12 protein-coding genes are annotated in these 13,237 nt (G+C 58.4%); 7 read left to right on the forward strand and 5 right to left on the reverse strand.

Features of this window, described 5'->3' with window-relative positions; translation table 11 throughout:
• Positions 1–90 precede the first annotated feature (90 nt).
• Positions 91–450, forward strand: coding sequence for a DUF3693 domain-containing protein (locus ACTG2J_RS10660; RefSeq protein ID WP_274161461.1), 360 nt, complete (start codon positions 91–93; stop codon positions 448–450).
• A gap of 143 nt (positions 451–593) precedes the next feature.
• Complete coding sequence (locus ACTG2J_RS10665) at positions 594–866, forward strand: RepB family protein (protein ID WP_174218724.1); 273 nt, start codon at positions 594–596, stop codon at positions 864–866.
• 226 nt (positions 867–1,092) lie between these two features.
• On the opposite strand, the gene rsmF is transcribed toward ACTG2J_RS10665, so the two are convergent.
• The 4 genes from rsmF to ACTG2J_RS10685 form a co-directional block, all read right to left on the reverse strand.
• A complete protein-coding gene (gene rsmF, locus ACTG2J_RS10670) occupies positions 1,093–2,523 on the reverse strand; it encodes a 16S rRNA (cytosine(1407)-C(5))-methyltransferase RsmF (RefSeq protein ID WP_113739558.1) in 1,431 nt (476 codons plus the stop codon).
• Between the two features lie 144 nt (positions 2,524–2,667).
• On the reverse strand, positions 2,668–5,220 hold the full coding sequence (locus ACTG2J_RS10675; RefSeq protein WP_439997473.1) for an MlaD family protein: 2,553 nt from the start codon (positions 5,218–5,220) through the stop codon (positions 2,668–2,670).
• Between the two features lie 55 nt (positions 5,221–5,275).
• Positions 5,276–5,878, reverse strand: a complete 603-nt coding sequence (locus ACTG2J_RS10680; protein ID WP_005333132.1) for a paraquat-inducible protein A — start codon at positions 5,876–5,878, stop codon at positions 5,276–5,278.
• Positions 5,862–6,488, reverse strand: coding sequence for a paraquat-inducible protein A (locus ACTG2J_RS10685; RefSeq protein WP_005333129.1), 627 nt, complete (start codon positions 6,486–6,488; stop codon positions 5,862–5,864). The genes ACTG2J_RS10680 and ACTG2J_RS10685 overlap by 17 nt, the downstream gene beginning before the upstream one ends.
• 147 nt (positions 6,489–6,635) lie before the next feature.
• On the opposite strand from ACTG2J_RS10685, the gene prpB reads away from it, so the two are divergent.
• Genes prpB through ACTG2J_RS10700 form a run of 3 tightly spaced genes read left to right on the forward strand, consistent with a single transcriptional unit; the run spans position 6,636 to position 10,117 of the window.
• Positions 6,636–7,523 carry a methylisocitrate lyase gene (gene prpB, locus ACTG2J_RS10690; protein WP_113739556.1) on the forward strand — a complete coding sequence of 296 codons (888 nt, stop codon included), beginning with the start codon at positions 6,636–6,638 and terminating at the stop codon, positions 7,521–7,523.
• 10 nt (positions 7,524–7,533) lie between these two features.
• Positions 7,534–8,661 carry a bifunctional 2-methylcitrate synthase/citrate synthase gene (gene prpC / locus ACTG2J_RS10695; protein ID WP_113739555.1) on the forward strand — a complete coding sequence of 376 codons (1,128 nt, stop codon included), beginning with the start codon at positions 7,534–7,536 and terminating at the stop codon, positions 8,659–8,661.
• 10 nt (positions 8,662–8,671) lie between these two features.
• A complete protein-coding gene (locus ACTG2J_RS10700; RefSeq protein WP_439988654.1) occupies positions 8,672–10,117 on the forward strand; it encodes a bifunctional 2-methylcitrate dehydratase/aconitate hydratase in 1,446 nt (481 codons plus the stop codon).
• Positions 10,118–10,216: 99 nt separating this feature from the next.
• On the opposite strand, the gene ACTG2J_RS10705 is transcribed toward ACTG2J_RS10700, so the two are convergent.
• Positions 10,217–10,945: an FFLEELY motif protein gene (locus ACTG2J_RS10705; RefSeq protein ID WP_021230124.1), complete on the reverse strand. Its 729-nt coding sequence runs from the start codon at positions 10,943–10,945 to the stop codon at positions 10,217–10,219.
• Positions 10,946–11,204: 259 nt separating this feature from the next.
• Between ACTG2J_RS10705 and ACTG2J_RS10710 the strand changes: the two genes are divergently transcribed.
• Both ACTG2J_RS10710 and ACTG2J_RS10715 read left to right on the forward strand, forming a co-directional pair.
• Complete coding sequence (locus ACTG2J_RS10710; RefSeq protein WP_120414265.1) at positions 11,205–11,537, forward strand: polyhydroxyalkanoic acid system family protein; 333 nt, start codon at positions 11,205–11,207, stop codon at positions 11,535–11,537.
• A 255-nt stretch (positions 11,538–11,792) separates the two neighbouring features.
• Entirely contained in the window at positions 11,793–13,223 is a 1,431-nt protein-coding gene (locus ACTG2J_RS10715) for a wax ester/triacylglycerol synthase family O-acyltransferase (protein ID WP_439988653.1), read from the forward strand.
• Positions 13,224–13,237 lie beyond the last annotated feature (14 nt).

Here is a 13,237-nt window from a genome sequence, read left to right on the forward strand (position 1 = left end):
ATTGGCTTCAAAAAATAAATACGCAAGACGGCGGATAATCGGTTTGGAGGCTTGTGATAGACTTGTGGTTGAACAAACGAGGAAAAATAAATGGACTCTAAAACACTGATTCAAGCGTACATGAGAGCTAAAAACCTAACTCAGCTTAAAGAAGTTGCTGAGAGCCTTGGTTTTTCCAATTCATACATGACGGACATAAACAGAGGTCACAAACAATTTACTGACGAAACAGCAATTTACATTGCGAATGAAATCGGCATAGACCCTCTGGAAGTAATAATTTCGCTGCAAGCGGTAAGAGCGAAGACACCGGAGACTAGAGCAGCGTGGTATGACGCATTAAAAAAATACTGCGCAAACACGGGAGCCGCGCTGGCCGTGGGTTGCGTAATGATGGGAAGCGCTAGCATCGGTGGGCTGGTCACTGCGCATATTCATTTTTTATGTTAAATGATATCTTGTTGATCTGATGATATATTTGTCTCGCAAGCCAACAGCCCAAGAGGGAAGGGCCATCTTCCAATTTATAATGGCATGTCATGAGAGATAACAAATCCGGAAATGGAACATCGCAAGGACATATGAGCCAAGAAATGACAGGGCGTGAAGTGCAAGAGGCGGGGCCACAAAACAATGCCGAGCGGCAGCGCCAACATGTAAAACGCAAGCAAGAGACCCATACCAGACTGCAATGCTGGATCAGCAATCGCCACGCCGAACGATTGGCCGCACTGGGTCTTCATCTCGAAGACAGTCAGGCATCACTCATCGAGCAGGCGATCGATCTGCTCTACCAACATGAGCTGGGTAGAGAACCTCCGTTTGAAAACAGAGTCGCCACACAGGTCGAAGAGACCGTTGAATAGACACAAGAGTGAAGTAACAGCGATACGTGAAGAGATAAAAAAAGCCAGGTACGAATTCCTTGTACCTGGCATAGGGGAATTGGCTCCTTGCAGAGCCGTGCGCTAACTGGTGTTCGGATTGCCTTAAGCTTAGACAAGGCTCAAGGCTTTTCAAGATCCGAAGAAAAGTTCAACCAGAGTGTGGGTATTTCAGACTCGTTCAAGTGCTGATGCACCGAACGACCCGCTACGCATTGAACAGATTGTTGTCACGCACCAGCTCGCGGGGGAGGGCATTCTTGACCCGACTCCCCACCCATTTCCCCATGCCCAGGGTATGCCCCTGATAGCGGACGATCACCTCGCCAGTGCCAACATCCTGTTCTGGCCAGACATCCCGCCCCATCATGAATTCCCGCGCATTGGCGCTATCAAGCTCAACCACGCCCTTGCTCGCTTTATCGCCATAGGCCAGTGCCCACTCATGAGTGAGGCGATAGCCTTTCTTGAAGGTTTCGGCCAACTTGATGCCGATGCGATCGAAACGCAACTTGCCCTGCACCTGATCAAACCGCTGGGGGAAGAGCCAGATCTCGTCATTGCGGCCAAACAGCAGACCCTGTGGTGCCACCCCGAAGTTGGCTTCAATCTCGCGCAACATGGGTTCCGCCTCTTTGGCAGGAAGCGGCGCAAAGGGGAATCTACCCAGCTTGCCCGGCTTGAACATGGTGTTGTGAACCGAGTGATGCTTGCGCAATCTGGCGACGAAAAAGCCTTCACTGTCGAAGATCTGGGGCCAAACGTGCAGGTATCCCTCGGATGTGCAGGCCTGCTCTGCATGAGGGAACAGGTCTGCCAGCGAGTCAAAACTCAAGGCATCGCCAAACTTGTCCAGCAGGGATTGGCAAACCGCTTGGTTCTCCTGCTCACTCAAGGTGCAAGTGGAGTAGACCAGTACGCCACCCGGTTTCAGGGCATGGAAAGCGCTCTCCAGCAACCCTTGTTGCACCGCCGCAATCTCGTCGATGCTCTCGATACTCCAGTTGCGCAGCGCATCTTCATCCTTGCGCACCGTACCTTCACCGGAGCAGGGGGCATCAAGCAGGATGGCATCGAAGGTCTCCGGCAACCACTGGCCAAATACCTTGGCATCAAAATGGGTCATGCCCACATTGGTCACGCCGCAGCGCTGGATATTGGCGCTAAGCACTTTCAACCGGCTGCTGGAAAACTCGTTGGCAACCAGCATCCCCTGATTGTTCATCAAGGCGGCTATCTGGGTGGTCTTGGAGCCGGGGGCCGCCGCCGCATCCAGCAACATGCCATCCGCTTTGATCTTGTCGCTGGCAAAGAGTGCCGTCACCGGCAGCATGGAGCTCGCTTCCTGAATGTAGAAGAGCCCGCTCAAGTGCTCGGCGGTGTTGCCAAGTGGGACGGTTTCATCGCTGCGGGTCAGCCAGAAGCCGGTATCACACCAGGGGACAGGGTCAAGCTGCCAACCCAGTGGCTCCATCAGGGCGACGAAATCCGAGACGGCGATCTTCAAGGTATTGACCCGAATGCTGCGGCGCAGCGGACGTCGACAACTGGCCACAAAGTCATCCATCGAGAGATGGGCCGGCATGATGGCCGCAATGTGGCGTAAAAAGTAATCGGGAAGGAAGGTGTTGTCGTGCACTGTGCCGTCTCGTTGACCGAAAAAGAGGGGCGATATCCTACCACAAGGCTAAGAATATTCTGAATCTGAACCCTATCAACAGGCACCGGAATATAAAAAAGCCCGGCACTGTGCCGGGCTTGGATGAGATACAAAGGGAAGAGATCAGGGCTGGATACGCGGACTCCACTCCAGCCACTCTTTCTCGGCCTTGCCGTAGAGCGGATAGCTGTGTCCTGCCTTGACGGTTGGACCCATCTCTTTCTCCGGCGTATTGAAAGCAATGCCGCCAGCCAGCAGGCTCTGTACTGTCTCCACTTCGATGGTGCCGCCAGTCAGGCCGATATCCGCCTTGACCCCGGAGACATTCCAGAAACGGGAGTTGGCCCGCACCAAATGGGCATACTCCTGATCGACGTTAACGTCGATCACCACCTCGCTACCATCCCGAGCCAGTGCCACCTTGGTGACACTGCCCACCACCATCTTGCGAAACAGTAGCGGGCTGCCGACGCTCAGGCCATTGACGGAGGGGCTCTTGAGGGTCAGGGCCAGACCCACCGGGCCGACCTGACTCAAGGGGAAGCGATCTTTGCCAGCGCCTTTACCGGGTTGTGCTTCTACAAACGCCCCCTTGATCAGGGTATCGAGGTGAGCGACACCGCCCAGCCCCAGCTTGGCCTGCACCAGAGTAAAGCGGGCACCGGACTGCAGGAAACGCTCGGCGTAGTGGCCATCGAGCTCTGCCTTGAAGATCACCTGACCCAGTGACGGCTCCAGCTCGATCTCTTCAATTTTGCCGATATCGACACCGCGATAGCGGATCGGGCTGCCAATCCCGAGCCCCGGGTTACTCTCTGCCACCAGTGACAGTTGGCGCACCTTGGCCTTGGCTTGCTCCCTGGAATCGAACAGTTGATGGCTGCTGCGGCCATTGGCCAGCCGATCGAACTCGATGGCGCCGCGCAGCAGGGTACCGAGGTTGCCCACCTTGACCTGCACCCCATCGACCCGCACCTTGGTGTCGATGGCCGGTTTTTTCCAGAATTGGGGTTGCTGGGCGAGGAGGGGAGCATAGACTCCATCAATCTCGAGTTCGATCTCGACCCCCTCTTTGGCGGCGCGCAGCTGTTTGACCTTGCCCGCTTCCAGCCCCAGATAAAGCACTGGCGAGCCAATGCCAATGCCATCGGCCTGATCTGCTTTGAGCAACCAGCGCTGCGGCTTGGCATCACGGGTGCCGAGCAGTGCCAGCTCCTGACTCGGGTAGAGACGATTAATCCGCTCGCCACTGCTGGCTTGCACCAGCTTGATCCCGCCCCCCAGCCAAGCACTGGCCGGACTGGTTTCTACTTTGATGCCACTCAGATCGGCATCAATCTGCAACGGGGCGGCGCGATAGAAGCGAGCACAATTGAGCAGATGGCCATAATTTGGCGCCATCACCAGCTCGATGCTGGCATTGCCGCGCGCATCCAGGGTGAGCTGGCTGATACGGCCCACCTGCAATCCCTTGTACCAGACAGGTGCATCCTGATTGAGCCCTGCCAGATCGTCAGCCTGCAGCGTCACCTTGGTGCCGCTCTGGGGCGCGCGATCGGTCAGGGTCATCTTCTGTACCGGTTTGCCCGCCACATAGTCGAGGCGAATGGCCGGGCCTGAGAGCAGGCGATCTGCATGCTGCACGCCGGTCGCGGAGAGGGAGATGCTCTCCCACACCAGTTGGCTCTTGTCGGTAATGCGATAAGCCTGCTCCGGGTTGATCAGCGCTGTGACCACCCGGCCTTTGTCGGTAAGGCGAATGGGGTCGACACGACCAATCTCGATCCCCTCATAAAGGATGGGCATCCCCTCCTTGACCGGAAGATCGCCAGCCGCAATGTCGATACGCGCACCGCGCGCCGCTTCCGCCAGCCCTTTATAGAGGACGAAGGTCTGTCCCTTCTCCGGCTCTGGTGAATCTTTGGGTGAATCAAAGGCAATGCCGCCGCTCAGAATGGAGGTGAGGCTGCCTGCCTCCACGCTCACCCCGGCCAGACTGAAGGAGCCCTTGATGCCACTGATGTTCCAGAAGCGGGTATCGGCTTTGACCAGATGCTCGAAACGCGGCTCGATCACCAGATCCAGAATGACGTTCTGGTTGTCCTGACCCAGGCGGGTATTGATGACGCTGCCCACCTCGATACCGCGGAAATAGAGCTTGGCGCCAATCCCCACCGAACCCAGCGAATCGGCGGTCAGGTGCAGCATGCGACCCTGAGCCTGATAGCCGGGAGGAGGGCCCTCCAGTGCATCGAAGGTCTCCTCCAGCGGATTGCTTTCACGCCCCGGTTGCAGGTTGATGTAGTTGCCGGAGACCAGGGTATCGAGGCCGGAGATCTCGGTGAGCGACGCCTTGGGGCTCACCAGCCAGAAGTCGGATCCCTTGCGGATCAGCGGTCTGGCACGGCTGTCAATCTTGGCCATCACCGCAATCTTGCGGCCATCTTCAGCCAGCTCCAGCTCCTGCACCACGCCGATGGCCACCCCCTGATAACGAACCTGGGTTTTACCCGGCAAGATGCCGTTGCCCTGGGCGAAGTTGATCTGGATAAGCTGGCCACGGCTCAATACCTGCTGATAGAGAAAGCCACCTGCCAGCAGCAGGGCTATCAGGGGTAACAGCCAGACCGGCGATAACCAGCGGCGCTTTTCGATGACGGGTTCAGCCCCGATCATAGTGACTCCTTATTGGCTGGATTAAACAGCACATCAGACAAAAACAGAGAAATCATTAACGGGCCGCCTTGTCCCACAGTAAACGGGTATCGAGCATGCGGGCCGACATCATGGTCAGCACCACCACACCGGCAAAGGCGGTGGCCCCCGGGCCTGCGCGAACACTCAGCAGTACACCCCGATCGACCAGTGCCACCATCAGCGAAATCACGAACAAGTCCAGCATCGACCAGCGACCGATAAAATCGATCACCCGATACATCACCAGTTGGCGCTTGCGCCGCACCGGCTTGGCTCGCTGCAACTGCCAGCAGATCCAGCCCAGCCCCAATATTTTTCCCACTGGCACCAGTATGCTGGCGGTGAGGACTATGGTGGCAATCCCGCTCATTTTGCTGCGATAGAGCATCATGATACCGCTGAAGATGGTATCTGACTGCAGTAACCCCTTGTTGTAGAAATGAGTAATAGGCAACAGATTGGCAGGGAGCAACATGAAGGTGGCGAGCGCCAGCAAGCCCCACGACCAGGCGAGGGAGCGGGGAATGCGCACCTGCAATTTGCTACTGCAACGGGGGCAGACTGCCCCGGCTTGATAGCGCACCAGCAAACCGCAGGTATGGCAGCGGCAGAGTCCCATCTCACGGGCGCTGGTCATGTTCCGGCTCCTTTAACGGGATCCGCGCCCAGTAGGGGGCGGGGTCAAACAGGATCAGCAGAGTCATGTTGAGCAGCATCAGAATACCGAGGCTGAGCAAGCCGCCACCGAGGCGCACATCGGCGATGTCGATCAGTTTGAACAGGGCAACCAGCAAGCTGACGATATAGACCTCCAGCATGGCCCAGTGGCGAAACACCTCGACCAGCTTCAAGGTGACAGGAAGAATGTGCCAACGTTTGGCCAGACCCGAAGCCAACGCAAAGATCCCCGCCAATAACCCCACCGGCGCCAACACGGCGCACCAGAGCACCAGGCTGGCTACCCACCATTCGCCCTCGCCAAACAGCACCAGAATACCGCGCAGCAGGTCGGCATCGGTGTTGACCCCAGCCAGCCGCAGATAGATCAGCGGTTCAAAAAAGGCGGAGGGCAGCAGCAGAAATCCGGTGATGGTCAGGGCCATCAACTGGGAGGGACGAAAGGCATAACGGCCATAGAGATGTTGGTGACAACGTGGGCAGTGGGCATGGCGACGCAGCGGCAGTGCTTTTCGCTGGATCAGCAAGTCGCACGCCGGACAGACAATCACGGAACCGGGCTCCATCATACAATTCAACCTGTTGAAGGAATTGGTGAAATTTACCCTAAAACCGGTTTCCTGTCTTGCCTGCGGCCGGAATGTTACGAAAGTATAATTGACGTTAACGTAAACGTGATATTAGATAGCCAGACTAGACAGGTGAAAGGAGTCATGATGTCCAGTTTGTCCCCCTCGGCAGGCTTGCGCTTTCGCACCGCCCTTGCCAATGAACATCCCTTGCAGATCGTCGGCACCATCAATGCTTATATGGCGCTGATGGCCGAGCGCAGCGGTTTTCAAGCCCTCTATCTCTCCGGCGCCGGGGTAGCCAATGCCTCCTACGGCTTGCCGGATCTCGGCATGACCTCCCTCAACGATGTGCTGATCGATGCCGAGCGGATCACAGCGGCGACCCGTGTGCCGCTTCTGGTTGATATCGACACCGGCTGGGGCGGGGCATTCAATATCGCCCGCACCATTCGCGCGTTTGAGCGGGCCGGTGTTGCCGCCGTCCATATGGAAGATCAGGTGGCCCAGAAGCGCTGTGGTCATCGCCCCAACAAGGCGGTGGTCACGCTTGAAGAGATGTGCGATCGGATCAAGGCGGCAGTAGATGCTCGCGAGAATAGCGAGTTCGTCATCATGGCCCGCACCGATGCACTGGCGGTGGAGGGGATGGAGTCGGCTCTTGAGCGCACCGCTGCCTATGTGGCCGCCGGTGCCGATATGATCTTCGCCGAGGCGGTGACCGAGCTTGCCCAGTACGACCAGTTCAAGCAGGCGGCCGAAGTGCCGATCCTCGCCAACATGACCGAGTTCGGTAAAACCGAGCTGTTTGACAAAGAGTTGCTCGCCGCCCACGGGGTCGACATGGTGCTCTACCCGTTAAGCGCCAACCGCGCAGCCAATCAGGCCGCCCTCAACGTCTATCAACATATTCGCCAGGATGGCCATCAGCGCGCTGTCGTGGAGACCATGCAGACCCGGGAGTCACTCTACGACTTCCTCGGATATCACCACTACGAGCAGACACTGGATCGTCTGTTTACAGCCAAGGAATAGGAGGCAGCTTATGGGACAGCAAAAACCGTTGGGCGGGGCCGGTCTGCGCGGTCAAAGCGCAGGGGAGACCAGTATCTGCACAGTAGGCAAGAGTGGCACCGGTCTTACCTATCGCGGCTATGACATCAAGGAGCTGGCCGACAGCGCCCAGTTCGAGGAGGTCGCCTATCTGCTGCTCAAGGGGGAGTTGCCCGGTGAGCAGCAGCTTGACGCCTACAAGCGCGAGCTGCGCCGCCTGCGCACCTTGCCCCAGCCGCTGCTGGAAGTGCTGGAACGCATTCCCGCCGATGCCCATCCCATGGATGTGCTGCGCACTGGCTGCTCCATGCTCGGCGATCTGGAGCCGGAAGATGGTTTCGAGCATGAGCATGAAGTGGCGGATCGGCTGCTAGCTGCCTTCCCGGGCATTCTGATCTACTGGTACAAGTTCAGCCATGAAGGTATTCGTATCGCCCTCGACAGCGACGAGGAGTGTATCGGTGGCCACTTTCTGGCGCTGCTGCACCAGAAGGCACCGAGCGAGCTGGAGCGGCGGGTGATGCATGTCTCCCTTATCCTCTACGCCGAGCATGAGTTCAACGCCTCCACCTTTGCGGCGCGGGTTTGCGCCTCGACGCTCTCTGACATGTTCTCCTGCATCACCGCGGCCATCGGCACCCTGCGCGGCCCGCTCCATGGCGGTGCCAACGAGGCGGCCATGGCGATGATCGAACACTGGCAGGATGAAGAGCAGGCAAGGCGCGAATTGCTGGCCAAGCTGGCGGCCAAGGAGAAGATCATGGGCTTTGGCCACGCCATCTACCGCACCTCGGATCCGCGCAACGTCATCATCAAGGAGTGGTCGGCCAAGCTCGCCGAGGCGGTGGGTGATGATCGCCTCTATCGCGTCTCCTGCGAGGCTGAGAAGGTGATGTGGGAGGAGAAAGAGCTCTTTCCCAACGCCGATTTTTTCCACGCCAGCGCCTATCACTACATGGGGATCCCGACCAAGCTGTTCACCCCCATCTTCGTCTGCTCGCGGGTCACCGGCTGGTGCGCCCACGTGATGGAGCAGCGCGAGCACAACCGGATCATCCGTCCGAGCGCCGATTATGTCGGCCCGGCCCCCCGTCACTTTGTCTCTCTACAACAACGATAAGGAAGTCACGATGTCCGCCAACGTCGACGTCAACCACAGACCAGACCCCGATCAGGTGCTGGTCGATATTGCCGATTATGTCTGCAACCACCCCATTACCAGCAAGGCGGCTATCGACACCGCCCGTTACTGCCTGATGGATACGCTCGGCTGTGGCCTCATGGCCCTGCGCTTCCCCGAGTGCACCAAGCACCTTGGCCCCATCGTCCCCGGCACCCTCGTGCCCCACGGTGCCCGGGTGCCCGGCACCCAGCTCTGCCTCGACCCGGTCAAGGCAGCCTGGGACATCGGTGCCATCATCCGCTGGCTCGATTACAACGACACCTGGCTGGCCGCCGAGTGGGGTCACCCCTCCGACAATCTGGGCGGTATTCTGGCCACTGCCGACTGGCTCTCCCGTACTCGCGTGGCCGAAGGCAAGGCGCCGCTCACCATGGCCGATGTGCTGGTGGCCATGGTCAAAGCCCACGAAATTCAGGGGGTGCTGGCGCTGGAGAACTCCTTCAATCGGGTCGGTCTCGATCACGTGGTACTGGTCAAGGTCGCCAGCACCGCAGTGGTGACTCATATGCTTGGCGGAACCCGCGATCAGGTGATCGATGCGGTCTCCCAAGCCTGGGTCGATGGCCAGAGCCTGCGGACCTACCGTCATGCCCCCAATGCAGGGTCGCGCAAGAGCTGGGCGGCGGGGGATGCAACCTCGCGCGCGGTGCGCCTCGCCCTTATCACCATGAGCGGCGAGATGGGCTATCCAGGCGTACTGAGCGCGCCCAAGTGGGGTTTCTACGATGTGCTGTTCAAGGGCAATCAGTTCGCCCTGCATCAGGGATACGGCAGCTATGTGATGGAGAACGTGCTGTTCAAGATCTCCTATCCCGCCGAGTTCCACGCCCAGACTGCTGTGGAGTGCGCCATGAAGCTGCATGGGCAGGTGAAGGGACGGCTGGAGGAGATCGACCGTATCGAGCTCACCACCCATGAGTCGGCCATTCGTATCATCAGCAAGGTCGGTGCCCTCAACAACCCGGCCGATCGGGATCACTGCCTGCAGTACATGGTGGCGGTGCCTCTCATCTTCGGTCGCCTGATCGCCGAGGATTATGAGGACGATGTTGCCGCCGATCCCCGCATCGACGCGCTGCGTAGCAAGATGGCGGTGCAGGAGGACAAGCGTTACAGCCGCGAGTATCTGGAGGCAGACAAGCGTTCCATCGCAAACGCCATCCAGATCTTCTTCAAGGACGGCACTCACACCGCCAAGGTGGAAGTGGAGTATCCGGTCGGCCATCGTCGCCGTCGGGAGGAGGGGATCCCGCTGCTGGTGGATAAATTCCAGCACAATCTGGCCACCCGCTTCCCGGCCAAACGGGTCAGCGACATTCTGGCCCTCTGTCAGGATGGGCCGCGCCTTGCCGCCACCCCGGTGCACGCCTTTATGGATCTGCTGGTGATCTGATCGCTCTTGCATTGGCCAACATATCGGCAAACAGTGATAAACGAAAAGCGGGCTCATCGGCCCGCTTTGTTATTCTGGCGGCTTATCCCTCGATAAGCCTTACCCCAGCGCACTGCTGTCGCCGTTAAAGAGCGCCGTCATGATGGCCGTCTCACGACTGGCGATGGTCTCGAGAAACTCGTTGGCACGCCCCATCTGATGACACACCTGATAGCCGCGCTCGACAAAGGAGAAGAGCTCGCCAAGCCCCGCCAGATGGGCGGGCCCTGACACCAGCTTGAGGGTTGCCCCCAGCAGCGGTTTTCTCGCTAGCCTATCCAGCGTCATGCCAAGCTCGCTCACCAGCGCAATCTGATGTTCCCGGCGCGCCTGTTCACCCACGGCACGATAGGCGATGGTGTAGTGGTCCGGCGTGATGGGATCAATGCCATCAATGCGCCGCAGCGCCACCACCATCAGGTAATCCAGCTCTTCGGAGAGGGCATCAAGCTCGATCGCCTGCGCCAGCACCTTGAGGCCGGACTCCGGCAACAGTCGCTCGGCGGTCGGCATCACCCGCATCACGTCCGCATCGCGGCGGGCGCAATCCCCGGGGCCATAGAGATCGGTCAGGAAAAACTCGGCGGCAGGGCCATAGCGGTCACTCTCCAGCAGATCACGATGGGTTCGCCCCAACCGGTCGGCCTGCCACTGGCGTAGCCGATCCCGATCCTGCTGATCTTCCGGGTGGGCACGCATCTGCTCGCGCAAGGCTGCAACCCGCTTGAGCTGGCGGTAGAGCCGACCCAGGGTGCTATCGTCGTCGTGGGCATGTTCTTGATGCGTCATCTACAGCTCTCTGGCCTTGGGCCCATTGATGGGGATTCGGTGATACGAAGATACAAGTGAATGAAAAAAAAGCAGCTTTTGCTGACCGTTCCGTGACAAGTGTAGCGCGCACGGGGGAGGGAATAAATGCCATGCCCCGCTGATGGCCTGCATCCCTCTCGACTCTGTTAAGTGAGTCCCATTTATGTGAACCATCCTTTCATTTGTTGTGAACATGTGTTTAATATCAATAACTAACTTATGACCCAGAGTAACGACCATGTTCTTCAACTCGCTCGCTGGCAGCAGCGCACTCTCTACCATCCAGATCAGCCGTCAGCATCCGCTGGGATTGGCCGCCGCACGGCTCGCGGCCGAAGCCATCGCTGCGGACATGAGCGAGAGCTATCAACTCGATTGCGAATGGGCAGATGAAGAAGAGACCGAGCTACACTTTCGCGGCTCAGGGGTACATGGCACTCTCACCCTGGACGATGAGAACCTGGAACTGGAAGTGCATCTTGGTTTGATGCTGTTGCCGGTACGCAGCGTACTGGAGCAAGAGATCCTCGATTATGTCGACAATCGCTTACCTTGCCCCAAACGTGTTTGAAACTCTTCGTTGCACTGCTTTTAAATAAATCAGCTGTAAACGATGGCTGTTTGAAATAAGTTTGCAAGCCATATGGTTTGTCATATTTATTATCCAGCGAGGTCTCGATTCTATTTTGTAAGTAATCTTTCATCTTTATTTCATATTTCGAGTCGGCACTCATTAATGTCATTCTGATTGCATCAAGCCTTCATCCGGATATGAGGGCAGAAGCAATTTGCCGCCTCGGTAAGTTCATTTTGTAGGGAAACAACCATGCCACTGAGTGAATTTATCTCCTGCGTCGATACCGCCTGGTTACGCATGGACAGACCCAACAACCTGATGCAGATCATCGGTGTCCTGATGTTTGAAGGAGAGCTTGATGAAACGCGTCTGCGGGCCGGATTGCGCCATACCATTTCGGTGCAACCCCGCTTCCACCAGCGGGCCGTGCTGGAGGGGGGCTCCTACTACTGGCGCCATGATCCCGATTTCGATCTCGATCAGCACCTCAAGCGAGTGATCCTGCCGGGTGAAGCAGGCAAGCTGGAGCTGGAGAAGCTGGTGGCCGATCTCGCCTCGACGCCGCTCAACCACCAGCGCCCCCTGTGGGATATGCACCTGACCGACACGTCGCTGGGTGGGCAAGCGCTGGTGGTGCGCATTCACCACGCTATGGGCGATGGCTTCTCGCTGGTGCGGGCCATGCTGACCATGATGGATAACACCCCGGAAGGGGAGCCGCGACCACCGTCACCGGAGCCACTGGATGACAGCGATGACGAGGATGAGGAGGATTGCCACCAGGGCAGCCGTCTGGTGCGGGCCGGTCTCAAACTGACCGGTAGCCTCTGGTCCAAATATGTCGAAGTGGTCACCCATCCCACCAAGGCGGTGGATTACCTCAAGACCGGGCGGGATGTGGCGAGCGAGCTGTGCAATATCGCTACCCTCGGTGATGACTCCCCCTGCCGCCTGCGGGGCAAGACCACCAGCACCAAGCGGGTGGCCTGGTCGGAACAAATTGATCTGCCGGATATCAAGGCGGTGGGCAAGGTACTGGGCTGCTCGGTCAACGATCTGCTGATCGCCGCCACCGCAGGGGCGTTTCGCCACTACCTGCAGGGGAAGGGGGATGATGCCAACAAGGTCAAGATCCGCGCCCTGGTGCCAGTCAATATGCGTGCACCAGATGATGAGGGGGCACTTGGCAACCGCTTCGGGCTGGTGGCCCTGGACTTGCCACTGGATGTTGAACACCCGTTGCAGCGGCTCTATACCGTGCGCGACCGGATGCAGGCGTTGCGCACCTCGCTGCAACCCGTGGTGGTGCTCAACCTGTTACATGCCCTTGGCATGGCCCCCAATGCGGTGCAGCAGCAGGCCGTCGAGCTGCTCACGGCCAAGGCCAGTGCAGTGATCACCAACGTGCCCGGCCCGCAGCAGACCCTCTATCTGGCCGGCGCAAGACTGCGTCAGCCGCTGTTCTGGGTGCCGCAATCGGGGGATATCGGCGTCGGCGTATCCATCCTCTCTTACGATCACAAGGTGCAGCTGGGCCTTATCACCGACAAGAAGCTGGTACCGGATCCGGATCGGGTGGTCGAGCGGTTTGCGGTGGAGTTCGAACAACTGCTGTTGCTGGTGCTGATGGAGCCGGAACTGCTGTTTGACCCCAACGGGCTGGATGCGCTGCTCGGTTGAGCGAGCATTTGAGC

The sequence above is a fragment of the Aeromonas sp. 6P genome, from assembly GCF_051919525.1.
Classification (GTDB): domain Bacteria; phylum Pseudomonadota; class Gammaproteobacteria; order Enterobacterales; family Aeromonadaceae; genus Aeromonas; species Aeromonas veronii.

What these genes read in the sequence shown, in the direction of transcription:
- ACTG2J_RS10665 (WP_174218724.1), top strand. Translation starts at nt 594, where the DNA reads ATGACAGGGCGTGAAGTGCAAGAGGCGGGGCCACAAAACAATGCCGAG.
- ACTG2J_RS10710 (WP_120414265.1), top strand. Translation starts at nt 11,205, where the DNA reads ATGTTCTTCAACTCGCTCGCTGGCAGCAGCGCACTCTCTACCATCCAG.
- prpC (WP_113739555.1), top strand. Translation starts at nt 7,534, where the DNA reads ATGGGACAGCAAAAACCGTTGGGCGGGGCCGGTCTGCGCGGTCAAAGC.
- prpB (WP_113739556.1), top strand. Translation starts at nt 6,636, where the DNA reads ATGTCCAGTTTGTCCCCCTCGGCAGGCTTGCGCTTTCGCACCGCCCTT.
- ACTG2J_RS10675 (WP_439997473.1), bottom strand. Translation starts at nt 5,220, where the DNA reads ATGATCGGGGCTGAACCCGTCATCGAAAAGCGCCGCTGGTTATCGCCG.
- ACTG2J_RS10685 (WP_005333129.1), bottom strand. Translation starts at nt 6,488, where the DNA reads ATGATGGAGCCCGGTTCCGTGATTGTCTGTCCGGCGTGCGACTTGCTG.
- ACTG2J_RS10700 (WP_439988654.1), top strand. Translation starts at nt 8,672, where the DNA reads ATGTCCGCCAACGTCGACGTCAACCACAGACCAGACCCCGATCAGGTG.
- ACTG2J_RS10705 (WP_021230124.1), bottom strand. Translation starts at nt 10,945, where the DNA reads ATGACGCATCAAGAACATGCCCACGACGACGATAGCACCCTGGGTCGG.
- ACTG2J_RS10660 (WP_274161461.1), top strand. Translation starts at nt 91, where the DNA reads ATGGACTCTAAAACACTGATTCAAGCGTACATGAGAGCTAAAAACCTA.
- ACTG2J_RS10680 (WP_005333132.1), bottom strand. Translation starts at nt 5,878, where the DNA reads ATGACCAGCGCCCGTGAGATGGGACTCTGCCGCTGCCATACCTGCGGT.
- ACTG2J_RS10715 (WP_439988653.1), top strand. Translation starts at nt 11,793, where the DNA reads ATGCCACTGAGTGAATTTATCTCCTGCGTCGATACCGCCTGGTTACGC.